Annotated in this window: 19 protein-coding genes and 1 pseudogene; 9 read left to right on the top strand and 11 right to left on the bottom strand. The window is 33.7% G+C overall.

Features of this window, described 5'->3' with window-relative positions; genetic code table 11:
* Positions 1 to 4: 4 nt before the first annotated feature.
* From DMB95_RS05285 to DMB95_RS05295, 3 genes are read right to left on the bottom strand one after another with little or no spacing between them, the layout of a single operon-like run.
* Positions 5 to 763, bottom strand: coding sequence for an iron ABC transporter ATP-binding protein (locus DMB95_RS05285; RefSeq protein WP_137633180.1), 759 nt, complete (start codon positions 761 to 763; stop codon positions 5 to 7).
* A complete protein-coding gene (locus tag DMB95_RS05290) occupies positions 760 to 1,698 on the bottom strand; it encodes an iron chelate uptake ABC transporter family permease subunit (protein ID WP_142931204.1) in 939 nt (312 codons plus the stop codon). Before DMB95_RS05290 ends, DMB95_RS05285 begins: the two co-directional genes overlap by 4 nt.
* Complete coding sequence (locus DMB95_RS05295; protein ID WP_260604825.1) at positions 1,691 to 2,659, bottom strand: ABC transporter permease; 969 nt, start codon at positions 2,657 to 2,659, stop codon at positions 1,691 to 1,693. The genes DMB95_RS05290 and DMB95_RS05295 overlap by 8 nt, the downstream gene beginning before the upstream one ends.
* 218 nt (positions 2,660 to 2,877) lie before the next feature.
* On the opposite strand from DMB95_RS05295, the gene DMB95_RS05300 reads away from it, so the two are divergent.
* A complete protein-coding gene (locus tag DMB95_RS05300) occupies positions 2,878 to 3,090 on the top strand; it encodes a hypothetical protein (RefSeq protein WP_142931205.1) in 213 nt (70 codons plus the stop codon).
* A gap of 198 nt (positions 3,091 to 3,288) precedes the next feature.
* Here DMB95_RS05300 and DMB95_RS05305 read toward each other — a convergent pair whose 3' ends face one another.
* From DMB95_RS05305 to DMB95_RS05340, 8 genes and pseudogenes are all read right to left on the bottom strand, one after another.
* Complete coding sequence (locus tag DMB95_RS05305) at positions 3,289 to 4,950, bottom strand: P-loop NTPase fold protein (protein WP_142931206.1); 1,662 nt, start codon at positions 4,948 to 4,950, stop codon at positions 3,289 to 3,291.
* Positions 4,943 to 8,844: pseudogene (locus DMB95_RS05310) on the bottom strand (type IIG restriction enzyme/methyltransferase). Before DMB95_RS05310 ends, DMB95_RS05305 begins: the two are co-directional and overlap by 8 nt.
* A 24-nt stretch (positions 8,845 to 8,868) precedes the next feature.
* Positions 8,869 to 10,299, bottom strand: coding sequence for a Mur ligase family protein (locus DMB95_RS05315; RefSeq protein WP_142931207.1), 1,431 nt, complete (start codon positions 10,297 to 10,299; stop codon positions 8,869 to 8,871).
* Complete coding sequence (locus DMB95_RS05320; RefSeq protein WP_142931208.1) at positions 10,296 to 11,033, bottom strand: alpha/beta fold hydrolase; 738 nt, start codon at positions 11,031 to 11,033, stop codon at positions 10,296 to 10,298. Before DMB95_RS05320 ends, DMB95_RS05315 begins: the two co-directional genes overlap by 4 nt.
* Positions 11,034 to 11,035: 2 nt before the next feature.
* Positions 11,036 to 11,251: a type II toxin-antitoxin system Phd/YefM family antitoxin gene (locus DMB95_RS05325; RefSeq protein WP_142931209.1), complete on the bottom strand. Its 216-nt coding sequence runs from the start codon at positions 11,249 to 11,251 to the stop codon at positions 11,036 to 11,038.
* Positions 11,252 to 11,312: 61 nt separating this feature from the next.
* Positions 11,313 to 12,359 (bottom strand): D-alanine--D-alanine ligase, encoded by a 1,047-nt coding sequence (locus DMB95_RS05330; protein ID WP_142931210.1) that lies wholly within the window; start codon positions 12,357 to 12,359, stop codon positions 11,313 to 11,315.
* Between the two features lie 9 nt (positions 12,360 to 12,368).
* Positions 12,369 to 12,920 (bottom strand): Holliday junction branch migration protein RuvA, encoded by a 552-nt coding sequence (gene ruvA / locus DMB95_RS05335; protein ID WP_142931211.1) that lies wholly within the window; start codon positions 12,918 to 12,920, stop codon positions 12,369 to 12,371.
* Entirely contained in the window at positions 12,896 to 14,770 is a 1,875-nt protein-coding gene (locus DMB95_RS05340; RefSeq protein ID WP_142931212.1) for a DUF342 domain-containing protein, read from the bottom strand. The genes ruvA and DMB95_RS05340 overlap by 25 nt, the downstream gene beginning before the upstream one ends.
* A 111-nt stretch (positions 14,771 to 14,881) precedes the next feature.
* Here DMB95_RS05340 and murJ point away from each other — a divergent pair, with 111 nt between their 5' ends.
* From murJ to DMB95_RS05380, 8 genes are all read left to right on the top strand, one after another.
* A complete protein-coding gene (murJ, locus tag DMB95_RS05345; protein WP_142931213.1) occupies positions 14,882 to 16,336 on the top strand; it encodes a murein biosynthesis integral membrane protein MurJ in 1,455 nt (484 codons plus the stop codon).
* Entirely contained in the window at positions 16,333 to 17,724 is a 1,392-nt protein-coding gene (gene cysS, locus DMB95_RS05350) for a cysteine--tRNA ligase (protein WP_142931214.1), read from the top strand. Before murJ ends, cysS begins: the two co-directional genes overlap by 4 nt.
* A complete protein-coding gene (locus DMB95_RS05355; protein WP_238386957.1) occupies positions 17,717 to 19,462 on the top strand; it encodes an ABC transporter ATP-binding protein in 1,746 nt (581 codons plus the stop codon). Before cysS ends, DMB95_RS05355 begins: the two co-directional genes overlap by 8 nt.
* Before the next feature lie 55 nt (positions 19,463 to 19,517).
* Entirely contained in the window at positions 19,518 to 20,576 is a 1,059-nt protein-coding gene (locus tag DMB95_RS05360; protein ID WP_142931215.1) for a quinone-dependent dihydroorotate dehydrogenase, read from the top strand.
* Positions 20,573 to 21,820 (top strand): M16 family metallopeptidase, encoded by a 1,248-nt coding sequence (locus tag DMB95_RS05365; RefSeq protein ID WP_137633192.1) that lies wholly within the window; start codon positions 20,573 to 20,575, stop codon positions 21,818 to 21,820. Before DMB95_RS05360 ends, DMB95_RS05365 begins: the two co-directional genes overlap by 4 nt.
* Positions 21,817 to 22,707: a 4-hydroxy-tetrahydrodipicolinate synthase gene (gene dapA, locus DMB95_RS05370; RefSeq protein ID WP_142931216.1), complete on the top strand. Its 891-nt coding sequence runs from the start codon at positions 21,817 to 21,819 to the stop codon at positions 22,705 to 22,707. The genes DMB95_RS05365 and dapA overlap by 4 nt, the downstream gene beginning before the upstream one ends.
* 80 nt (positions 22,708 to 22,787) lie before the next feature.
* A complete protein-coding gene (locus tag DMB95_RS05375) occupies positions 22,788 to 23,387 on the top strand; it encodes a methyltransferase family protein (protein WP_142931217.1) in 600 nt (199 codons plus the stop codon).
* Positions 23,388 to 23,453: 66 nt separating this feature from the next.
* Positions 23,454 to 24,233 (top strand): enoyl-ACP reductase, encoded by a 780-nt coding sequence (locus tag DMB95_RS05380; protein ID WP_142931218.1) that lies wholly within the window; start codon positions 23,454 to 23,456, stop codon positions 24,231 to 24,233.
* Positions 24,234 to 24,333 lie beyond the last annotated feature (100 nt).

The raw sequence follows: 24,333 nt of genomic DNA on the forward strand, positions 1-24,333 counted from the left end.
AATTTTATTCATAATATACGCAAATTTTCTTTGAATTTATTTCTTGTATTTTAATATCAAAATCATAAATTTCTCTTAAAATTTCACTTTGAATGATATCTTTTGTATCGCCATGAAACAATACCCGTGCATTTTTCATTGCTATTATGGTGTCTGAATACACAGAAGCAAAATTAATATCATGTAGCACAAGTATGATGCTTTTATCAAATTCAAGCACAAGCCTTTGAAGCATTTTCATAATATGCACGCAATTTTTCATATCCAAGTTATTTAAAGGCTCATCAAGCATAATATAATCAGTATCTTGAGCGATAATCATCGCGATAAACGCGCGTTGTTTTTGTCCTCCACTTAAGGAGTCCAAAAAGCGATCTTCTAAGTCTTTAAGTCCCATAAATTCGATGGCTTGAGCTATTTTTTGTTTGTCTTTTTCGCCCAATTTACCTGCACTATGAGGAAAACGTCCAAAACTTACAAGCTCTTTAACTCTAAGACGAATGTTAAGATGATTTTGCTGTTTAAGAATAGAAATTTTTTTCGCAAGTTCGCTATTTTTATATGTTTTAAGGTTTTTACCATCAAATAAAACTTCGCCTGAATCTGGGCTTAAAAGCCTGCTTGCTACGCCAAGCAAGGTGCTTTTTCCAGCACCATTTGAGCCGATTAAGGAGGTAATTTTACCTTTTTGAAAGCTTAAATTTATATCTTCAAGCACGATTTTTTCATCGTATTTTTTGTTGATATTTCTAAGTTCTATCATAAGCGATTGCCCTTTAACACAAGATAAATAAAATAAATTCCCCCGATAAAATTAATCACCACGCTAAGAGTTGCATTAAAAGCAAAAACTCTAGCAACAAGATAAGTCCCACCAACTAAAGCGATGATACTTACAAGCGTGCAAGCGACAAGTAAAATGCTATGCTTGCTCGTCTTAAAAAGCTCATAGCTTAAGTTTGTAACCAAAAGTCCAAGAAAGGTAATGGGTCCTACTAAAGCCGTGCTTATAGAGATTAAAACAGCAATGATGATGAGAAATCTTTTCACTAAGTTTTCATATTCAAGCCCTAAATTTATGGATATATCTTTTCCTAAAGCTAAAATATCAAGAAATTTAAAATACGAAAGCATATATATAAAAATACCGATAAAAAGTATATAGCTTAATGCTAAAAGTTCTATTTTGACATTATTAAAGCTAGCAAACATACGCCCTTGCACGACTAAAAATTCATCTGGATCGATTAAGACTTCAAAAAAGGAGCTTAAAGATGAAAAAAATGTTCCAAAAATAAGCCCTAAAAGCAAGATATGATAAATGCTGCGATTTTCTTTAAATAAAATCTTATAAAAAACAATGCCAAAAGCGATCATACAAATTACAGAAGTAAGAAAATTAACCCTCTCATCATAAACACTCACATGCGTTGCTGTAAGCATAAAAACAAGAAAAGACTGCACTAAAAGATATAAAGAATCAAGCCCTATAATACTTGGAGTAAGGATTTTGTTGTTTGTAATCGTTTGAAAAATAAGCGTGCAAATAGCGATACAAGTAGCCACTAAAATGATAGCTAAAATACTTATAGTTCTTTCTTTGATAACAAATTCAGGAAATTTTCCCATAAAACTAAAAATATAAATCAAAATACACACTAAGGTGATGAACGCAGTAATAAAAAGCTTTTTACGCATAATTTTTCTTTTTAAGTAAAATCAATGCAAACATAAAAGAACCAAGCACGCCTAAAGTAAGGCTGATAGGCACTTCAAAAGGATAGATAATAAGCCTTGAAAAAATATCACATACAAGCATTAAAACTGCCCCAAAAAGTCCAACGATAAGAATTGATCCTCTTAAATCATCTCCTTTGAAAATCGAAACGATATTTGGCACTATAAGCCCTAAAAATGGGATAACTCCAGCCATAAGTATGATCACAGAAACGATAATACTTACTATAATTAAGCCTAAATTTAAAATAAATTGATAAGAAAGCCCTAAATTCGTGGCTATGTCCTTCCCCATACCAGCGATTGTGATTTTATTTGCATATAAAAAAGCCAGCAAAAGTAGGGGCAGGGTAAGGTAGATCAGCTCATAACTTCCTTGCATGGTATTTGAAAAATCGCCCTGAAGCCAGCCTTGCATATTTTGAATCAAATTCATCTGATAGGCAAAAAAAGTCGTGATTGAGTTGATAACACCTCCAAACATAAGCCCTATTAAAGGCACGAGGATAAGATTTTTGAGCTTGATTTTGTTTAAAATTTGCAAAAAAATCAAACTTCCTGCCAAAGCAAAAAGCGAAGCGATAAAAACTTGAGTGATAAAAGCACTTTGAGCGAAAAAAATCATACTCACAAGTATGCCAAGCTTAGCACAATCCATAGTCCCAGCTGTGGTTGGGGAGACAAATTTATTTTGCGTGAGTTGCTGCATAATCAGCCCACAAATACTCAAGCTCATTCCTGTGATAATGATGGTAATGGTTCTAGGAATTCTTGAGATCAAAAAGACTTCATTTTCAAGACTATGTCCTTGCAAAATATCAAAAATATGAATATCACTTACCCCGATAAATAAGCTCAAAATAGCCAAAATGCAAAGCAGAGGAAGCAAAAAAGCAATATGAAAGAAAAAGCCTAAATTCAAAATAAACCTTAAAATTAGATAATTATTATTAAAATGTATATTTTAACAAAAGAAATTTTAATCTTAGCTAATAAAATCTTAAAAAGCTGTAAGATAAAATACTTTCTTTTTAAATTTGAAAGAAACTTTTTTTATCTCAAATAAGCATACTTTTTCTTAAATAAAATTTTTAAAAACTTATGTTATACTTTAAATATATACGAACAAAGGGATACGCCATGACTTTAATCATAAAAAATGTAGATGAAGCTTTTTTGCCGATATTTCAAGGCATAGCTAAAAGCATAAAGGCAAAATGTGGGGTGCAAGCGAGTGAAAAGCAGGCTTTAAAGTGGAAAAAAGAAGCAAATAAAATGCTAAAAGACTATAAAGCTGGCAAACTCAAAGCCTTTGATGATATAAATGAACTAAGAGCGGAGCTTGACAAGTGAGATGTAAAAAAACCTTGTGAGTTGTTTAGTTTTTTGTGAATTTATAGAAAGCTTGAAATCGTGTCATTGTGAGGGTGTAGCAAGGAGCAATTCATTTTTTAGGCTTTGTGGATTGCAACGCTTAAGGCTCGTAATGACAGCTTTATATCTCATTGGTTTAATTTGTGGAGTTTGTATATAGGTTTATATTTCATTATCTTATTGTTTGATTTTAATATATCCTTGTTCTTTTCCCCATTTTTCTAATGCTTTTTGAATATTATCATTTGAGCTATTTTGTTTTGTTGAATTATTTTGTTCAGTTTCTTTAAAGCATTTAAAGGCAGTATAAAGGTGAGGATATATTTCAAAGCACTTAAAAATTTCATCAATGTCAAAATTATTAATTTTGCTATATAGAACCGGATCTTTTATAAAATCAGTATAATAGGCAATTTTATTCTCTTTTATTACGATTTCTAAAGCTTTATTTTTGAGAGAATATTGTGAGTCTTGTTGTTTGTCTTTTTGATTTTTAGCCCCATCTATCATTTGTTCTAATTGCTCTATTAATTCGTTTTCATTGTTTGTAATTATACGGTATGACTCCAAGCTTTTGTAGTCTTGATTTGCTTGTTTTATATGCGAATGGATAAAAAACTTCATTACTTCATTTCTGTAATGTTTTTCTATTTGTGTATAGTATTCCTTGTCTTCATAATATTCGTTTAAAACTTGACATAAGTTTAGAGGCATTCCACTATACCGTCCATCTGTAAAATTGTATATCTTTTTAAGTAATTCATGAGCTTTCTTTGCAAAATCTTTATCGTTATAATTTTCGAGCTTAAAATATTTTTTAGGTAAGAGATCTTCCAAAAGCTCAATATTTGTATAATATTCGTAATTTTTAAGTTGTGCTTTGATTTCTTCAATTAAATTTTGCGTTATTGCATTGTCTTTCCAGTATTGTTCTAGTATAAATTTGAAGTTCTCATAATTGTAGTTTTCATATTTGTTTGATAGTTTTAAATATGGGCATGTTACAACCAAGTTTTTATAAAATGTTTCTATGACAGTATTATATTTTTCATCCTCATACATTGTTGATAATTTCAATTTTTCATTAAATTCTTTTATTGCGTTTAATAGTCGCTTTAGCATTCTTAAATTATTTGTATAAGAAGGTTGATTATTTTGCATAAGTATATTTTGAGCTATTTTCGCAAGTTTGCTATTATTTATTTCACTTTCAATAAGCTCTTTATAAGCATCAAAATTCGTCGTAATCTCAATAGAATAATCTATACATTTTTCTTTATATTTTTCATAAATTTGAAAATCTTTTTCTTCATTATCATCATTACCTCTTGAATTCTGTGATATTGATTTAAGTTTTTTATCATTTAAAATCAGCACTACGCTACATTCTTTTATATCGCGTAAATGTGCCATCAAACCCATTAAATCATTCATTTTTAATTTTTCAGATTTGCGTTCTATGTCATCAAAGCAAATGATTATCTGCTTAAAATCATTTTCTTTTAATGCCCCAAAAAGGGAATCTAAATTAACATTTATATTGGCTAGTTTTAGCATGCCATTAGTGAGTTTTGATGCTTTATCGATTATGCCATTGTGTGTCCCACATACCTTCAAAACAATTTCTTCTAGTATTTCTTTGTAGTGCTCTTTTCCAAAAAGAGAGATATAAACAACTTTTTTGATTTTAGATTCATCTAGTTTTTTCTCGACTATATTTTTCCAAAAATGTGTTTTTCCAACTCCCCATTCCCCTGTTATGGTTATACAAAAATTTATATCATTTTCTAGCAAATTCTTAATATGCGTTGCTTTTTCTTCAAGTTCTTGGTTATTCATCGGTTCTTCCTTGTATTATTTTAATCTCATTTTCATCAAGATTATACAATTTATACACCAAAAAATCAATTTTATCCTCTAGTTCTTTTGTATCAGCTTTTCTGTCTTTTTCTTTTAAATTTAGGATTTCATCAGTTAATTTTATCAACTCATCAGCTAGATTTTTATTTTTTTGGTTTATTTTTGGGATAGGTAGATTTTCTATATAAATTTTTGCAGCGTATATCCCATCACCCAAGCTCGCTGTGTTATTTTTAATCCAATATTTAGCAGTATTAGAATTAAAAATGGCTAATAAATACTTCATAAGAAGACTATCACAACTAGTTATCATAAACATAGAGTCTAGGATGCGACTTTCGTTATTGTCGTAGCTAAATAAAGTATCAGTTGAAATTCTATTCCACACTATCTTTTCCCTAGCAAATTCCTCATAATAATTTGCTCCCCAGCGTTGCAGACAATACCACTCGTAGCGAATTCCTGTTTCTGCCTTATTGCGCTTTGATAGTTTTTCTTTGTGTTCTAGTAAGTGTGCGTAAAGTGCTGGATAGAGGTTAGCCAAATCTTGCTCGTTTTCTTGCATAGTTTTTGGATTGTTGATATTTGGAAAATGCCAAGGTATAAATATCACCCACAACCCAGCCCATTCGTAGCTGTATCTTTTTATATCTCGTCCTCTTAAGATCGGTTTTATCAGCTCGCTTGTTCTTTGTCTTTCAGCTTCGTCTTTACAATTTGCTAAAATTTCATCTTTTTTGGCTGTATCTATGATAAAGGCTTCATTGTAGCCTGTTAAAATTCCCCTGTAAATAGATATGTCCCATTCTTTCAAAGGTGTGCCTATCTTTTCTATCTTGGCTTTTAGGGCATTTGTCTTTTCATCATTAAAAGAAAAGCTTTCTTTGCTTAAACTTTTTTGCTCTAAGTTTGCGTAGTCTTGATAAAGGCTTATGTTGAATTTACATTTTTCTAAAAGCTCGTTGTTTAACGCTAGGTAGGCAAAATGAGAGTCTTTAGCTGGCTTTGCTTTGCTAAAGCTTAGTATGCTGGTATCAACCGTAGCAGAGTCAAAGACTTTTACCGAGTTTAAGTCTATGTAGGCTAAAAGGCTGGTATTTTTAAGCAAAAACTCACGCAAAGCCTCGCCGTATCCTGCTCTGGTGTATTTATTTGAAGTGATAAAGCTTAAAATTCCTTTATCTTTAAGCACCCTAAAACCAAGCTCGAAAAAATAAGTATAAATATCACTCGTGCCTTTATATACCTTATAATTTTCAGCCAGCATAGGCTTTAGCTCTTTAATCTCTTCTTGTCTTATATAAGGCGGATTACCGATGATAAGATCAAAGCCTGTGAAATTGCCCTCATCATCTAAAATTTCTGGGAATTCAAAACGCCATTCAAAAGGCTTGTTTGCTTCGAGATTAAAAATCTTTTCATATTCGTTTTGTAGTTCTTTAAATTCTTGTTTGGCTTTGTTTTCATCAAATTCAAAGACAAAGATACTTTTTGGGATATAAAATATCAATTTCTCATCATCTCTTGCAAGATAATCGCTGTATTTTTGAGAATACTCTTGGCATTTTTTCTCAAAATTTTTCACTTCTTTAGCGAATTTATCTTGAAAGCAAAAATTTTTAAAGCTTTCTTTGAGGGCTTTGATTTCTTGTGCGATAGCCTCTTTATCGCTGTAAAAGCCATCTTTGTAGTCTTTAACGGCTCGTTTGTAGCGTTTGATGCGTTCTTTTATGTTTGGGTAGTGGCTGAGGCTTTTATCGGTTTGAAAGTATGAGATCAAGGAATTTCCGCATTTTATGTTGATATCTATATTTGGTAGGGTAGCTAGCTGGTGGGTGTTTTCAAATTCGCTTTTATACTCTTCTTCAAAATCAAGATAATAACTATTTTTAAGCAGTTCTATCCAAAGGCGAAGCTTGGTGATCTCACACGAGTTTTGGTTAATATCTACGCCAAAGAGGTTGTTTTCTATGATAGTTTTTTTAAGCTCAAAAAGTTCTTTTTGTATGAGCTGGGCTTCATCATTAGCTTTGCTTGGTTTTGTGTAGATAAAATGCTCGCCTTTTTTGGTTTTGATAAGTAGCTCATCATTGATAAGGCTTAGTTCATCGATATATATAAGTAAGCCAAGTTCATAGTAGATATAAATCATCTCATTCAAACAAGACACCAAAAAATGCCCACTACCCACAGCTGGATCACAAATTTTTATACTTTGTAAAAGCTTTTTATACTCTGCAAATAAGGCTTCTTTCTTGTTTCTATCAGTTCTTATAGTATGCCTTATCTCATCGCTGATATCTGCTAGGCTTGAGACTTGCCAAGCTGGATAAGTTTCGTTAAATTTAGCCACAACGACTTTTTCTAAGCTTTGCTTACTCATATAAGCTGTGATAAAGCTTGGGGTGTAAAAAGAGCCTTCTTTGTAGCCGTTAAGCTTTTCAAAGACAAGCCCTAGCACGCTTGAGCTGATGAGTTCTTTGTGCTCGTCCTCATCACTACCAAAATCAAAGGCATCTAAAAACTCAAAAATATACTCAAGCAAGCCTACTTGCCCGCTTTTTGCCTTTGCATTTTGATCTTTGATCTGCGTCTTTGGGTAATACTCAAGCTTGCTGTAATCATCTAAATTTTCTATGCTTAAAAGCTCTTTTTCTATATTTTGCTTTTCAAACAAAGAGGAGTTGAGGTAGGGTAGGTAAGATAAATTTACAGAGTGGGTGTTGTTTTGTCTTTGGTCGTAGTTTTTTGCTAGGACTTCAAAAAAGAGTATGGAGAGGCTGTCAAAGCTTTTGATTTTGGTTAGGTTTAGGAATTTTAGACTTTGTTTATTTGTAAATGCCCCCCCCCAGAGCCTATATATTGGGGATTTAAGCCTGTGTTAAAGCGAACCAAATTTGACTCTATAAGCTTTAAAAACAAAATGCGATTAAGCCACAAGATGATAAGTTTCATCACATTTTCAAAGCTTTGATTTTGTGGGCTTAGTTTTTCATATATGGCGTTATATAGCGTGCCTTGTTTATCCTCGCTTTCTTTGCTTGGTAGTATGAGGGCTTTGCCTTTTTCTTTGCTTTCGCTTAGTCCTAGTATGTATAAAAGTTCTCGGTAAAATTTTTCGTTTAAGACATTGGCGTCATTTGGGTTAAACTCGGCGTATAGTAGCTCTTTATTAAAGACTTTAAAGGCTTGAGGCAGGGCTTTATCCTCTCGTATATCAAGATACAAGCCCTTTAAATTCGCACTTTCATCAAAAAGATGAGCCTTGCTTATGCTGTGATTAAAATTTTGGCTTTCTAAAAGTTTGGCACATTCTTTATAAAACTCATCTGTATTGCCCTTAAAAAGTGAGTTTGGGCTGGTAAAATTGGCATAAAGCTTTTTAAAAAGGCTGTTTTGATAAAAAAGGCGTTCAAATTCCTTTGCTTCAAAGAGATAAAAGCGGTAAAAATCTGTGATGATGATAAATTTCAAAGCAAAATTAAGTGCCCCTCTTTGCCTAAAATAATACAAAATCGCCTCACACAAAGCCTTACATATAGGCTTTTGAGGGCTAAAAAAGTCTTTATCATTTGGTTTTTTAGCTTCTATGATGACTTCTACACTTTCATCTTTAAGCAAGGCTAGATCAATCTCACTTTTGCCCTCAAGCTTAAATTTAGTATGCGTATCAAAGCCAAGACTTTTTAAAAAAGGAGCAAGAGCATTTGCCACTAAGGCGTCTTCATTATGCGAGGAGTTGGCCTCTAGGGCTTTTTGATAGTTTTTTAAAAGCTCGCTAAAATCCTTAAGCTTGGTTTCGCTGATAGCTACTCTGTTATATAAGGGGTTTAGAAAATCTTTGATTTTAAGGGCTTGAAAGTGAAGTGCCATGCTTGCTCCTTTGATTTAAATTTTTTACATAAAGCTCGGTGTATCGTTTGAAAAGAGGATTAAATCCCCATTTTTTGTGTGTGTAGCTAAGCTTTGCACGAGTTCGTTTTTGTCTTTTAGCACTAGCTTTTCTATTTTAATGCAAGCGTTTAAGAGTTGGGCATTGCTTTCGCCTATGATGATGACAAAGTCAAAGCATTCATTTATCACGCTTGCAAGGGCTTCATTTTGTGCTTTGCTTACCTCTATAATGCCCGGAGTTACTAGAACTTTGCGTCCTTTATAGCTTTTGCAAAGCTCATAGCTTTGTTTCATGCCCTCAAAATTGCCATTAAAGCCATCATCAATGATAAATTTTGGCTCTTTAGTGATGATTTGTAAGCGGTGCTCTACGCTTTGTAGGGCTTGAACTTTGGTTTTTAGCTTTTCTAGGCTTAGTCCTAAGAACTTTGCAACAAGAATGCAAGCGCAAAGATTTTGAGCATTAAACTCCCCAAGCAAATTTGCCTTAAAGTCTTGTTCTGTATCATCAAGTTTTAAGCTAAACTCAAGCCCTTCAAGGCTGGCTTTTGCACTACTTAGCTTAGTATCATAAATGATTTGTGTCCTACTTTCTTGCATGAGGGTTGAGGAGTGTAAAAAGGCTTTTTGAAGACGTTTTGATTGTAAGGCTTCAAGCTTGGTTGCACGGATATTTTCCTTGCTTTTAAAATACTCTAAATGCGCCTGTCCTATCTCGCCAACTATGCAAATTTGAGGATTTAAAAGCTGGGTAAGTTCTAGTATATCGCTTTTTTGTCTTGCTCCTGCTTCGGCTATGTAAATTTGGGTGTTTGAGTTTAAATTTTCATTGATGTCTTTGACTATGCCAAGCAAGGTATTGACACTTCTTGGGGTAGCATGCGTTAAAAAATCATCTTTTAAAAGTTCATATAAAAACTTTTTCATACTTGTTTTGCCATAGCTTGCGGTGATTAAGATGATGGTGAGTTTATTAAGTTTTGCAAGCTTGTTTTGAGCCTGTTTTATAAATTTGTGTTTTTGATACAGATCAAAACATTTTAAAGCCACTAAAGCACATACTAAAGCAAGTAAATTCGCTCTAAATTCAAATACATAAGAGCTTAAGCTAAGGATTAAACTAAAGCTTATAAGTAAGCTTAAAAAAACCTTGACTTTGTGAGTAAAAACCAGCTTTTTATCAAGTTTTTTATACCAAAAAACAAAAAAGAGCAAATATATAAGAGTAAAAATGATAAAAAATTGCGGCACAAGTATATACACAAACCAAGGCACAATGATAAAATATATATGCCAAAAAGGGCGTGCAAAGTGAAAAAATACGCGTGAAAGCTTATAAGAATACCACTGCAAAGCAAGGATAAGATAAAAACCAATGCATAAATTTAAAATAAAAGCCGATACAGCTTCGTTAAGTAAAAAAAGATCAATCATGATTGCTCCAAGTTTTTATGAATGATTTTGGCGATAAACTCAGCATGTTTTAGAAAAAAGAAATGATCGCCTTTGAGGGGATACAATTCATTTTCTTTGATAAGCGAGGCGATTTTTTCTCCACTTTTTAAAGGTGTAGCCTTATCATCTTGTCCCCAAAAAATAAGACTCTTGCAAGGAATTTGAGCAAAAACTTCACTAAAATCCTCATCAACGACTTTTTTAAAAGTTTCATACATCAAGGGGTTTAAATTTTGTGCGTCTTTGCTTGCAAAAAGAGTATAAAATTTACCCAAGCCAAGAGCTTTTAAGGCTTTAAAAAGCTTGATTTTAAGCCTTGTTTTTAAGCTTTTTTGCCAGATAATGCCAGCTGAGGAAAGCAAGATAAGAAGTTCTGCGTTTTGGTTTAGACTTAATAAAGCGCAAATTTTGCCCCCAAAAGAATGCCCCATCAAAGCATTTGGCGTAAAATGCAAATGCTTTAAAAAAGCCTCAATTAAGTTTGCATATCCCTTGGTATCAAGGCTAATGGGGCTATTTGACTTACCAAAGCCAGCTAGGTCTAAATATAAGCATTTGTATTCGCTTAAAACAGGATTAAAAGCCTGTTTCATCAGCTCTTTATTTGCTCCCCAGCCGTGGAGTATGAGTAGGGATTTTTGGGCTTTTAGATTAGTAAGCTCATAGCTGATCTCATAAGCTGTATTTTCAAAGTTAAGATTGCAAAGTGCCATTGTTAATTCTTTTGGTTTTTGTAGATATTTTCAAGTAAATTGACTGCATTAATAAGGCGTTCGTATTCGTCCATACTGAGCATTACGGCTTGAAATTTATTGTTTTTGAGTATGACTAATTTTCCATTTTTGTTTTTGCTGACTTTTTCAAGTATGGTGCTGAAATTTCGCACCACTTCAGTGGCGGTAAAAATTTCTTCTTGATGAAAAGGTATCATTTATATCCTTATTTTACTTTAAATTTTATGTAAAATTTAGCGTATTTTGGTGTATGAAAGGCTATAATTTTCCTTTTGAGCCATTAATGGAGTGCAAAAAAGCAAAGTCAGTTTTGATTTTTTTCTCATTTTTAACATTTTTTGCAAGACGTTCAAGCACCACAGAAAAATCATCAAAAAGATAGTTTGCTAAAGAACCCGGATTTGGATTGATTTCATTGATATATATTTCATTGTCAATCACAAAAAAATCACACCTTATCAATGCTCCTTTAAACAAAGGATTGTATATCTTTTTAAAGGCTTCGTAAAATTGAGCTTTTAAAGCCTCATCAAGCTTGGCTTCTTTGACTTCATTGCTGCCTGAAAAGCTGAGGTATTTTTGCTCAAAGTCCAAAAGCTCTTTTTTTTGTGGCTCTTCTATCATAGAAAAAATAAAATCATCCTTGATCATACACCCTGCTAAATTATACTCCTTAATGTCTTTGATAAAAGGTTCTACAAGCAATTCCTCATCAAATTCAAAGCCCACATCTTTAGCATACTCAAGCTCATCTTTATCCTTAACTACGCTTATGCCTATGCTTGAACCTAATCTTGCTGGCTTTATGATACAAGGAAAGTCAAAGTCTTGAGCTAAAGAAGCTTTATCATAGCTTTTTAAAAGCTTATAAGGCAGGGTTTTTACGCCAACTTTTTGAGCGTAAATTTTAGTCAGTTCTTTGTTATATGAAAGCACGCTCGCTTCTATGCGAGGTCCTATGTAAGCAAGCTTAAAAAATTCAAACAAAGAAGCAAATTTTCCATCTTCTCCGTCTTTACCATGCACGAGGTTGATATACATTTCGCATTCTAGCTTTTTTTCTCCAAACAAGCCCTTTTCAAAAAAGCCGCCTTGTTTTAAAAAAAGCTCTTTTTCTTTAAGATAAGCTTTGCTGCTAAAGGTTTTTGCATTCATTTTATCCTTAGGGATAAGATAAAAATGCCCCAAGCTATCACAATACACAAAGCTCATATCAGCTCTAAATACCTTTTTAAGCACCACAGCTGAAACTATGCTGATCTCATGTTCGTATGAATTGGCTCCAAAAATCACTGCGTATTTCATAAAAAGTCCTTAAGAAAGTTGTTTTAAAGCTTGTTTGACAAGCTCTGAAGTTTCTTTAGCGTCGCATTTTGCAAGCACTGATATGGCTTTGCTTTGATTAAAGCCTAAGGATACAAGAGCAGCTAAGGCTTGACTTTTGTGATCATCTACACTTTCAAATTTAAACTGCTTGTCTGCTAACTCAACGATAATGCGTTTTGCACTTTTTGCACCAATTCCTGGAACTTTAATAAAAGCACTTTCATCACCTAAGCTTAAAGCTTGATAAAAAGAATTTGTATCTAAAGTCGAGCAAATAGCTAGGGCTGTGCTAGCACCAACGCCATTTACCTTTAAAAGCAATTCAAACATTTTTTGCTCATTTTTATCTAAAAAGCCATAGAGTTTTTGTGAGTCCTCTTTGATGATGGGGCTGGTTAAAAGCTCTATTTTTTGTCCTTTTTCAAGCTTTGCTGTGCAAAATAAAGACACATGCACCCCATAACTTACACCCGAGCTTGTTTTAATGATAGCAAAGGTTGGTTCTTTGTATGTGATTATGCCTTCGATGGCTGCGACCATTCTATATCCTTTTCGTTGTATTCATTTGCACTTTCAAGCTTGATTTTACCTTCATTGTCAAAGTCTCTTTTTACAAAAAAACGTTTAGCAACTTCGTTTGCACTTGTAGCATGCAAAAGCTCACTTTTTGGGAATAAAAACTTAAATTTAATCTCATTCATATCCCCCCACACGCCACCTTTGTTGATCACTTGAGCTTCCAAAAGCTCATCTTGAGCCTCTCCTAAAGTCTTGATAATCTTTTGTTCTTCAAGATTAAGCTCATTTTCTTCAAGTTGAAGCTTGTTTAATTCTTGAGTAAAATTCTGAAATTCTTTGATGATAGGAGCAAAATTTGGCGGTATAGCTTGATTTTGGCTTTTAAGCTTAGCGATAGTTTTTAAAAGGGTTTCTACTCCATTTTTGCTTGAGTTTATGTTGTGTTTAAGGTTTTCAATGAGTGCTGGCAAAGCCTTTTGTCTTTCTTGAATTTGCTTTAATTTTGCTTGCAAATCATCTTTAAAATCAATGACTTGAGCATGAAATTTATTATTTGTGCCAGATTGGCATTGATCAACATAAGCAATTTGGCTAAAAATGATGGTATTGTTATTTGCTGGGGTAAGTATGCTGACTTTTTTAGCTGTGATATTTGCTCCTAAGCTCTTTTTGATCTTTGCAAGGTCCGCTTTTATAGAGCCGTTTTCAATACTATCAATATCAGCTTCTTTAGCTTCTAAATATCCTCTATGCGTTGATATATAGGCTTGTTCAGCACTCATTTTACTTGTGCTGTGTGTGTGTCCGTAAATTTTAAGCACCTTAGCCTTTAAGGTTGTGTTTCCAGCAACATTGCCATTTATAGTTAGATTTTCACACTCAATATACACTCCAGAGCCCACAGCTTCTTCAAGCTCGCTTGCATTTCTTATATTTATAGTTACATTTTTATCAAGCCCAGCACAAATAGCTCCAGTATCTTTGAAATTGACTGAAGATAAATTCAGCTCATTTTCGATCTCAAAATTATGGTTCATTTCGCTTACAAAGCCTTTCTTTTTGGCTTTATATTCACCAATGCAACTTTTATAAGTATTTTCATTCATCTTTGTAAGCTCAAAATTTGCGGAGCAAGAAAACTCTATCTTTTTTTCAGGTGGCACGAAAGCTTTGATAGGTTCAAGCTTTAAGTTCTTGCCTTCTCTTGTAAGTCCGGGTGTGATGTGTTTAAGCACCAAATCCCCTTCATTAACCCCGATGATACTTACCTTTTGCACCTTTTCTTGTTTGAAATTTTCTCTATAAGCTAAAACGAGTTTTTCACTTTCTGCTGAGATAGAATGCACGCCTTTGCAAACAAGTATATATGCTTTTTTTCTATGTAATTTTTGCTCTTTAAGTTCATTGAGCAAATCAATGAGTTTTTGTTTAAAGTCAAAAATACGAATACCTATAAAAAATTCTTCTTTAATCATCTTTTTATAAATATCTTGCAAGATATCCATAGCTATGCTTTTGTAAAATTCAAGTCCGCCTAGCTCGATCACAGCGATAAGTTTGTTTGTGGTTTTGTCGCTGATAAGTTTGATCCTTTGGCTAAGTTCTGTTTGGGCTGGGCTTTTTTCGCTGATTTTGATTTTGTATTCTTGAGTGATTTTTAAATTTGCTTGTAAGAAATTTTCATCATTATCAAAATAGCCAAGCTCTTTATCATTAAGTTTGTTTTGTTCTTTTTCATCGATACTATAGCTTGTATTAAAGCCTAAAATTTGAAAATCAAGCTTTTTAAGATCGATTTTATATTTTGTGCTTGCTTTTAAAAGCTCATTATACGGATCGCTTGTGATGAGAATTTCTTCTTCTAAATTCATAACTTTGCTTTCTAAAAATATCTTTACAATGAGAAATTATACTGAATTTTAATCAAAATTTAGCTAAAATAAATATTTTTAACCATATATTTTATAGAAAAAAGAAAGCAAGTGCAAAAAAATAAAGTCTTTAAAAATTTCATCATCAATGCCTTGGGTATATTATTTTCTCGTGTTTTAGGGCTAGTTAGAGATGTGCTTTTGGCTTTGTTTTTAGGAGCTGGGCTTTATAGTGATATTTTCTTTGTGGCTATTAAAATGCCTGCTTTTTTTAGACGCATTTTTGCTGAAGGTGCTTTTGGGCAGAGTTTTTTGCCAAATTTTACTAGTGCGAAAAAAAAAGGCGCTTTTACCCTTGCTGTTTTGGTGCAGTTTTGTGCTATAGTGTTTTTATTTTGCTTACTGGTAAGTTTTTTTGCTGAGTTTTTTACCAAAATCTTTGCTTTTGGTTTTAATGCTCAAACTATAGCCATGGCAGCTCCACTTGTGGCTATAAATTTTTGGTATTTGTTTTTTATCTTTTTGGTTACGCTTTTAGGAGCGATTTTAAATTATGAGCAGAAATTTTTTATCACTTCTTTTTCAAGCTCCTTTTTTAACCTCTGCATAGTTTTAGCAGCTTTTTTTGTTGATGCGAATGAGCCTGAGAAAAATTTATATTATTTTTCTTATGCCATAGTTTTAAGTGGACTTGCTCAACTCATCTGGCATATCATAGCCTTACGCAATAATGCTGTGATAAAAGCCATGTTCTTAAGTATAAAACTTAAAAAAACTAAGGTGCGTTTAAAGAAATTTTACAGCACTTTTTTTCATGGCATATTAGGAAGCTCAGCCACTCAGCTAAGCACGCTTTTAGATACGACTATAGCAAGCTTTTTACTTACTGGAAGCATTTCTTATCTTTATTATGCAAACCGCGTTTTTCAGCTTCCACTAGCTCTTTTTGCCATAGCCTTAACTCAAGTTTCTTTTCCAAAGATACTCAAACACCTTAAAAGTGGGGAAGAAAAATTAGCTCTAAGCTTTATGCAAAAGGCTTTAGAAGCTTTATCTTTTTTACTTATCTTAGCTACCATCATCGGTATAATTTTTGCTCATGAGATCACGGCTTTGCTTTTTGAGAGGGGAAATTTTAGCGATAAAGATACCAAGCTTACAGCCTTAGTGCTTATTTCTTATATGCTTGGGCTTTTGCCCTTTGGCTTACAAAAGCTACTCTCACTTTGGTTGTATGCAAAATTCAAGCAAAAAATCGCTGCGATAATAGCCTTTAAAGCCTTGCTTATTTCTTTAATTTTTTCTTTAGCTTGTGTGTTTTTGATAGAAAATGCAGAGTATAAAGTCATAGGCGTATCTTTGGCTAGTTCAGTAAGTGCTTTTTACTTACTTGGTGCAAATATCAAAGAATTTGGTTTTGCGCGTTTTTTTAGCCTTATTCGTTTAAAACATTTTCTCATCGCTTGCGTGCTTTTACTAGCTTTTGCTTTACTTTTACTTGAATTTAAAGCTATAATGATACAATGCTTAGTTTATACTTATGAATTTTTTAAAGGGCTTATATGATTTTATTTGATAGTGTTTCAAAGCAAAAAAAAGAGCTAAGTAAAAAACAAGTAAATATCTATCTATGCGGTCCTACAACTTATGATCACGCACATTTAGGGCATGCTAGAAGTAGCATTTGTTTTGATTTGTTGCGTAGAGTTTTGCTTGCTCTTAATTTTAAAATAAAATTTGCAAGAAATTACACTGATATAGATGATAAAATTCTTAAAAAAATGCAAGAAAACAACCAAAGCCTAGAAGAACTTACCGCCTTTTACATAGCTTCTTATGAAGAGGATATGAGGGCTTTAAATGTTTTAGAGCCAAATTTTAAGCCAAGAGCGACACATTTTATCAAAGAAATGATTGTTTTGATACAAGAGCTTATAAATAAAGGCTTTACTTATACACTTAAAGATGGAATTTATCTTGATACAAGCAAAGATAAAGCCTATCTAAGCCTTTCTCATAGGTGCTTTGAAAACAATATCAGCCGCCTTGAAAATGAGAGCAAAAAACGCAATGAAAGTGATTTTGTGCTGTGGAAATTTGATGAAAACTTTTATCCTGCAGCCTTTGGTAAAGGGCGTCCAGGTTGGCATAGTGAATGCGTTGCCATGATAGAAAGTCTCTTTAAAGAAGGGCTTGATATACATTGTGGAGGTATAGATTTACTTTTTCCTCATCATGAAAATGAGGCTTGTCAGTGCCGTTTAGCCTTTGATAAAAACCTCGCTTCATTTTGGCTACACAATGGCTTTGTAAAAATTGACGGCGAGAAGATGAGTAAGAGTTTAAATAATAGCTTTTTTGTCAAGGACGCTTTAAAATCTTTTCAAGGAGAAGTCTTAAGGCTATATCTTTTAAGCTCACATTATAGGGCACATTTTTCTTATTCTTTGCAGGATTTAGCTGGGGCTAAAAAAAGGCTTGATAAGCTTTACCGCCTTAAAAAACGCTTAGGTTTAGAGGCTTTTAAGGACTTAGAAACTCAAGAATCAAAAGAAAGCTTTAAAAGCGAGCTTGCTTTAAATTTGCTTTTCAATTTAAAAGATGATTTAAATATCTCAGCAGCCCTTGCAAGCTTTGATGAGTTTATAAACGAGAGTAATCAAAAGCTTGATGAAGATAGTAAAAACAAAGCCTTAAAAGCCGAGCTTAGCAAAGCCTTAGAAGAAGCTTGTTTGATCTTGGGGCTTGGTTTTTTAGATACAAATGCGTATTTTCAATTTGGCGTAAGTAAAGATGAGCTTGACTTTATTGAGGAGCAAATCGCCTTAAGAGCTGAAGCAAAAAAAGAAAAAGACTTTCAAAAAGCCGATGCAATCAGAGCAAATTTACTTGCAAAAGGCATTAGCTTGCAAGATACACCAAATGGCGTAGTATGGGAAAAAAATAATGAATAAAACGCGTAAAGATATGAATTTAAAAGAAGTTTTGATCCGCTTTAAGCCTTATTATATAGAGCATAAGCTTTATTTTTTACTTGTGGGTGTTGGCATTATCTTAAGTGCAGCTGGGACATCTTTAAGTGCTTGGATAATGGAGCCGGTGATTAATGGAATTTTTATTAACAAGGGCAAGGAAATGCTGTATTATCTGCCTCTTGGTATCATTGGGGTGTATTTGCTTAAAGATATAGGTATGTATATACAAAGCTATTATACAGCCTTTATAGGCACACGTATTTTGCAAAAACTTCGCGATCATATGCTTAAAAATATACTCAGCCTTGATATGCACTTTTTTCATAAGTATAGAAGCGGAGAATTGATGAGCCGCTGCACCGGCGATATAGGGGCTTTACAAAGCATAGTTTCAAACATAATCCCTGAGTTTATAAGGGATTTTATTATGGTTGTGGGGCTTTTGGCTGTAGTGATTTATCAAAGTCCAACTCTGGCTTTTTTTGCCCTTGTTGTTATCCCACTTGCTCTATATCCGCTCATACTTTTTGCAAAAAAATTAAGAAAGATAGGACACGCTTCTCAAGAAAAAAATGCTGATATGCTTTCAAGATTAAGCGAAATTTTTTCAAATATAGAGCTTATTAAAGCCAATAATGCTCATACTAAAGAAGAACTTAAATTTAGCAAGGAAAATCAAGAGCTTGCTCGGCTAAGCTTAAAAAGTGCAAGGGTTGATGCGGCTATTAGTCCTATCATGGAAATTTTTGGCTCTATAGGTGTTGCTGTAGTGATCTTTATAGGTGGAAAAGAAGTTGTTGATGGTTCGCTTGATGTGGGTAAGTTTTCAAGTTTTATTACTGCGCTTTTTATGGCTTACACTCCGCTTAAAAAACTCTCATCAATGTATGGACGCATACAAGGAGCAATGGCAGCAAGTGAAAGAGTGTTTTATCTGCTTGACTTAAGAGCTGAAATTCAAGATGGCAAAGACGAGCTTAAACACATACAAAGGATAGAGTTTAAAAATGTGTATTTGCGTTATGAAGATGATAAGCACGCACTTAATGGCACAAGCTTTGCTTTTGAAAAAGGACAAATTTGTGCTTTAGTTGGACCAAGTGGGGGTGGAAAAAGCTCTATCATCAATCTTTTGCTAAGATTTTATGACAAACAAAAGGGTGAAATTTTACTCAATGAAAAAGATATCACAAACTATACTTTAAAATCCCTCCGCCTTAGAATCGCCCTAGTGACTCAAAATATCTATCTTTTTAATGATACAATCGCTGAAAATGTCGCTTATAGTGAGGAATTTGATGAAGCAAGGGTGATACAAGCTTTAAAAGAAGCAAGTGCGTATGATTTTGTGCAAGATTTAGGTGGTATAAATGCCGTGTTGCAAGAGCATGGTAAAAATTTAAGCGGAGGGCAAAAACAACGCATAGCTATAGCAAGGGCTTTGTATAAAAATCCAGACTTACTCATCTTTGATGAAGCCACTTCAGCTCTTGATAATGAAAGCGAAAAGGCTATAGTTTCAAGTATAGAAAAGCTAAAAAAAGATCACGCCATACTCATCATCGCTCACCGCCTTAGCACTATAGAAAATGCTGATACTATAGTTGTGGTTGAAAAGGGCAAGGTTATAGCCACAGGAAATGATGCTTATTTGCTTGAACATTGTAGCTTATATAAGAAATTTAAAGAAAAAAGTGCTCAAGGAGAAGAAATTTAAAAGCCATTTTTTAGCTAAGCTTGGCTACAATTTTTAAAAATAATCAAGGAAAAATATGAGTTATGAATTTTTCAAACCCTTGCTTTTTAAGCTTGATCCAGAAAATGCACATCATTTAGCCGAGTGGGCTTTAAGAAGCTTAAATTTTGTGTGTCCGGGGGCTTTGAGTTTTTTAGCTAAAAATTATATCGTTGATGATGATAGCCTTAAACAAGAACTTTGTGGCTTGTATTTTAACAATCCTGTGGGTTTAGCTGGTGGTTTTGATAAAAATGCGACTATGATACGTCCTTTAAGTGCTCTTGGTTTTGGCTTTTTAGAATTTGGCACTTTTACGCCAAAAGCTCAAAAGGGCAATGACAAGCCTCGTTTGTTTCGCCTCATAGAACAAGAAAGCTTGCAAAATGCTATGGGTTTTAACAATGAAGGCAAGGATAAAATTGCTTCAAGGCTAGCTAATCTTTATCCTTTCATACTTCCACTTGGTGCAAATATAGGCAAAAACAAAACTACAAGCAATGAAGAGGCTTTGAGCGATTATCTTATTTTGCTTAAGAGTTTTGAAAATTTGTGTGATTATTTTATCATCAATATCTCCTCGCCAAATACGCAAAATTTAAGGGATTTACAAAGTGAAAATTTTATCAAAGAGCTTTTCAAAGAGGCTAAAGCTATCACTTCAAAGCCTATTTTTCTTAAAATTGCTCCTGATATGAGTATAGATGAAGCCTTAAAACTTTGTGAATGCGCGATCAAAGAAGGAGTAAGTGGGCTTATCATCGCAAATACTAGCACAGATTATTCTTTACTTGATAATAACCGCACCTTTGGAGGCATTAGTGGTAAGCTTATACAAGAAAAAAGTGGGATATTTTTTAAAGAGCTAGCGAAAACACTTTTTGGTAAAACCTTGCTTATCGCAAGTGGGGGCATTGATAGTGCTGAGGTGGCGTATGAGAGGATTAAAAATGGAGCAAATTTAGTGCAAGTTTATACAGCTTTTATCTATAAAGGACCAAGCATAGCCGCACAAATTAATCAAGGCTTAGTTGAGCTTTTAAGAAAAGATCAATTCGTGCATATCAGTCAAGCAGTAGGAGCAAATTTAAAATGATCGCTTATGAAAAACAAGTGTTAAAAAACAAATTTGAAGTTTATGCTTTTCCAGTCAATGAAAAAAGCGGAGTTATAAGTGTAGATATTTTTTATAAGGTTGGCTCAAGAAATGAAGTTTTAGGCAAAAGTGGCATAGCTCATATGCTTGAACACTTAAATTTTAAAAGCACAAAAAATTTAAAAGCAGGGGAATTTGATGAGATAGTAAAAGGCTTTGGAGGGGTTGATAATGCAAGCACAGGCTTTGATTATACGCATTATTATATCAAATGCTCTAAAGACAATTTAGACAAGGCTTTGTGGCTTTTTGCTGAACTTATGCAAAACTTAAATTTAAAAGATGAGGAATTTCAGCCAGAGCGTCAAGTCGTGCTTGAAGAAAGACTTTGGAGAACTGATAATAGCCCTCTTGGGTATTTGTATTTTCGCCTTTTTAACAATGCCTTTTTATACCACCCTTATCACTGGACACCAATTGGCTTTATGAAAGACATTGAAAATTGGAGTATAGAAGACATTAAAGAGTTTCACCAAACCTTTTACCAGCCACAAAATGCTTTTTTGCTTGTTAGTGGAGATATCAAAGCAGCTGAAGTTTTTGAGTGCGCAAATAAGCATTTTTCTCATATTAAAAATAAGGGTAAGATACCAAAACTACACACCAAAGAGCCAAAGCAAGATGGGGCTAAACGCATAGAAATTCAAAAAGAAAGTGGCACACAAATGCTCGCTCTTGGCTTTAAAATCCCAAATTTTAAGCACAAAGATATACCAGCCTTGCAAGCCTTAAGCGAGCTTTTAGGCAATGGAAAAAGCTCTTTAATCAATGAAATTTTAGTTGATAAACTAGGGCTTATAAACGAGCATTATGCCTTTTGCAATGAGAGTATAGATGAGAATTTATTTATTTTCATTTGTATTTGTAATGTGGGTGTAAAAGCCGAGCAAGTCGAACAAGAACTGCTTAAAATTTTACAAAGTATCAAACAAGAAAAGCTTGAAAAAGAAGTGCTTGTAAAGATTAAAAATAGTGTTAAAAGTGATTTTATCTTTTCTTTAGCAAATGCAAGCTCGGTAAGCAATGTATATGGAAATTTCATCGCCAAAGGAGATTTAACGCCCTTGCTAGAATATGAAAAAAATATCTCACAACTTGAACTAAAAGATTTAGTAAGAGTAGCTAAAAAGTATTTTACAGCTAAAAACTCAACCACACTCATCTTGAGAAAGGACAAAAAATGAATACAAAATCCATCACCGGAGCCATGACAGCTCTTGCAACGCCGTTTAAAAATGGCAAGCTTGATGAGCAGACTTTTCACAAGCTCATCAAAAGACAAATTCAAAACGGCATAGATGCTGTAGTGCCTGTTGGCACCACTGGAGAAAGTGCGACTTTAACGCATGAGGAGCATAGAATTTGCATAGAAATCGCTGTTGATGCGTGCAAAGGCACAAATACAAAGGTTTTAGCAGGAGCTGGCTCAAATGCTACTCATGAAGCTGTTGATTTGGCTCAATTTGCTGCTAAACACAAGGCTGATGGGATTTTAAGCGTTACGCCTTATTACAACAAGCCTACTCAAGAAGGGCTTTATCAGCATTATAAAGCTATAGCACAAAGTGTTGCAATTCCTGTGCTTTTATATAATGTGCCGGGCAGAACAAGTTGTGAGATAGAAACAAATACCATCATAAGGCTTTTTAGAGATTGTGAGAATATTTATGGGGTTAAAGAAGCAAGTGGGAATATGAATAAATGCGTGGATTTACTCGCTCATGAGCCAAGAATGATAGTTATAAGTGGGGATGATGCTATTAATTATCCTATACTTTCAAATGGCGGAAAAGGCGTCATCTCAGTAACTTCAAATCTCTTGCCTGATATGATAGCAAAGCTTACGCATTTAGCTTTAGATGAGGATTATAAGGGTGCAAAGGCTATCAATGACAAGCTTTATAATATCAATCAAGTTTTATTTTGTGAAAGCAATCCTATACCATTAAAAGCTGCGATGCATTTGTGTGGTTTGCTTGAAAGTTTAGAATACCGCCTGCCTTTAGTTGCTCCAAGCAAAGAAACATTAAAAAAACTTGAAGAGGTTTTAAAGCAATATGAGATCGTTTAAGTATATCAAAGCCATAAGCTCAAATTTTAAAAGCAAGAATTTATTTTTGAAAAATTCCTGTTTAGACAAAGAGGCAAGCTATGTTTAACCGCTTTGTGTGGCAGTATGTTTTTGCCTTTATTTTTATCGTTTATGTGTTGGTAAGTTATAGTGCTTATGATGAGCTTATGGCAAATATTATCCGCTTTGTGGGCTTTTGCTGTGTGATTGTAGGCGTTATTGGCAGGCTTTATGCGACGATTTTTATCGGTGGTATGAAAAATGAAGGCACAGATGGGACTCATTTTATTGATTATGGAGCTTATAGCTTGTGCCGCAATCCTTTGTATTTTTTCTCTTTTATCGCCTTTATAGGGCTTGTAGCTTTAAAAGCTCAGCTTAGTCTTATCATCATCGCAGTGATTTTTTATCTATGGGTGTATCACTATACGATTAAAGGGGAAGAAAATTTCTTGCGTTCTAAATTTGGAAGTAAATATGAAGAGTTTCTAGCTAAAACTTCAAGATTTTTTCCAAAATTTAAAGATTTTTATGTGCCTTATGAGATTAAAATGCGCCCAGAGTTTTTTCATAAAGAACTTATGAGAAGTATAAATTGGTTTTTGGGAGCTTTTGCACTTTTGCTTGTGGAAATTTTACATCAAGGCGAGTTTTTACCAAATTTGCTTAAAGTGTATTAGCTGTTTTTTAAGCAAGATTTGATAAAATTTAGACTTTAAAAGATTATATAGTTAAAGGAAGAGAATATGAAAGATTTCTTTAAGGGAAAAACCCTTGTCATAAGTGGTGGCACAAGGGGTATTGGCAAAGCTATAGTATATGAATTTGCTAAAGTTGGAGCAAATGTTGCTTTCACTTATAATTCAAACGCTGATATAGCTTCAAGTTTGGTAGAAGAGCTTGAAAGAGATTATGCTATAAAAGCAAGAGCGTATGAGTTTAATATACTTGAGCCAGAAACCTATAAAGAGCTTTTTGAAAAGATTGATGCAGACTTTGATAGGGTGGATTTTTTTATCTCAAATGCCATTATCTCAGGACGCGCTGTAGTAGGTGGATATACTAAATTTATGAAGCTTCGCCCAAGAGGGATTAACAATATCTTTACAGCCACAGTAAATGCTTTTGTAGTAGGCGCTCAAGAAGCTGCTAAAAGAATGGAAAAAGTTGGTGGGGGTTCTATCATATCCATCTCATCGACTGGAAATTTAGTCTATATTGAAAATTACGCAGGGCATGGCACAGCAAAAGCTGCTGTTGAGGCTATGGCAAGATACGCTGCAACTGAACTTGGGGACAAAAACATACGCGTAAATGTAGTAAGTGGCGGTCCTATAGAAACAGACGCTTTAAGAGGCTTTACAAATTATGAAGAAGTCAAGCAAGCTACTATTGATCTTAGCCCACTTAACCGCATGGGACAGCCTGAAGACTTAGCCGGTGCATGTTTATTCTTGTGTTCTGAAAAAGCCAGCTGGGTAACAGGACACACTTTCATCGTAGATGGTGGCACAACTTTTAAATAAATCTACCAAAAAGCCTTTTTGGGCTTTTGCTCGCTTGTTTAATCCTTAAAATTATATTTTTTAACACTATCATTTTAAAGACAAAGCACCGCTGTGCTAT

This window comes from Campylobacter sp. MIT 12-8780, from assembly GCF_006864535.1.
GTDB lineage: Bacteria > Campylobacterota > Campylobacteria > Campylobacterales > Campylobacteraceae > Campylobacter_D.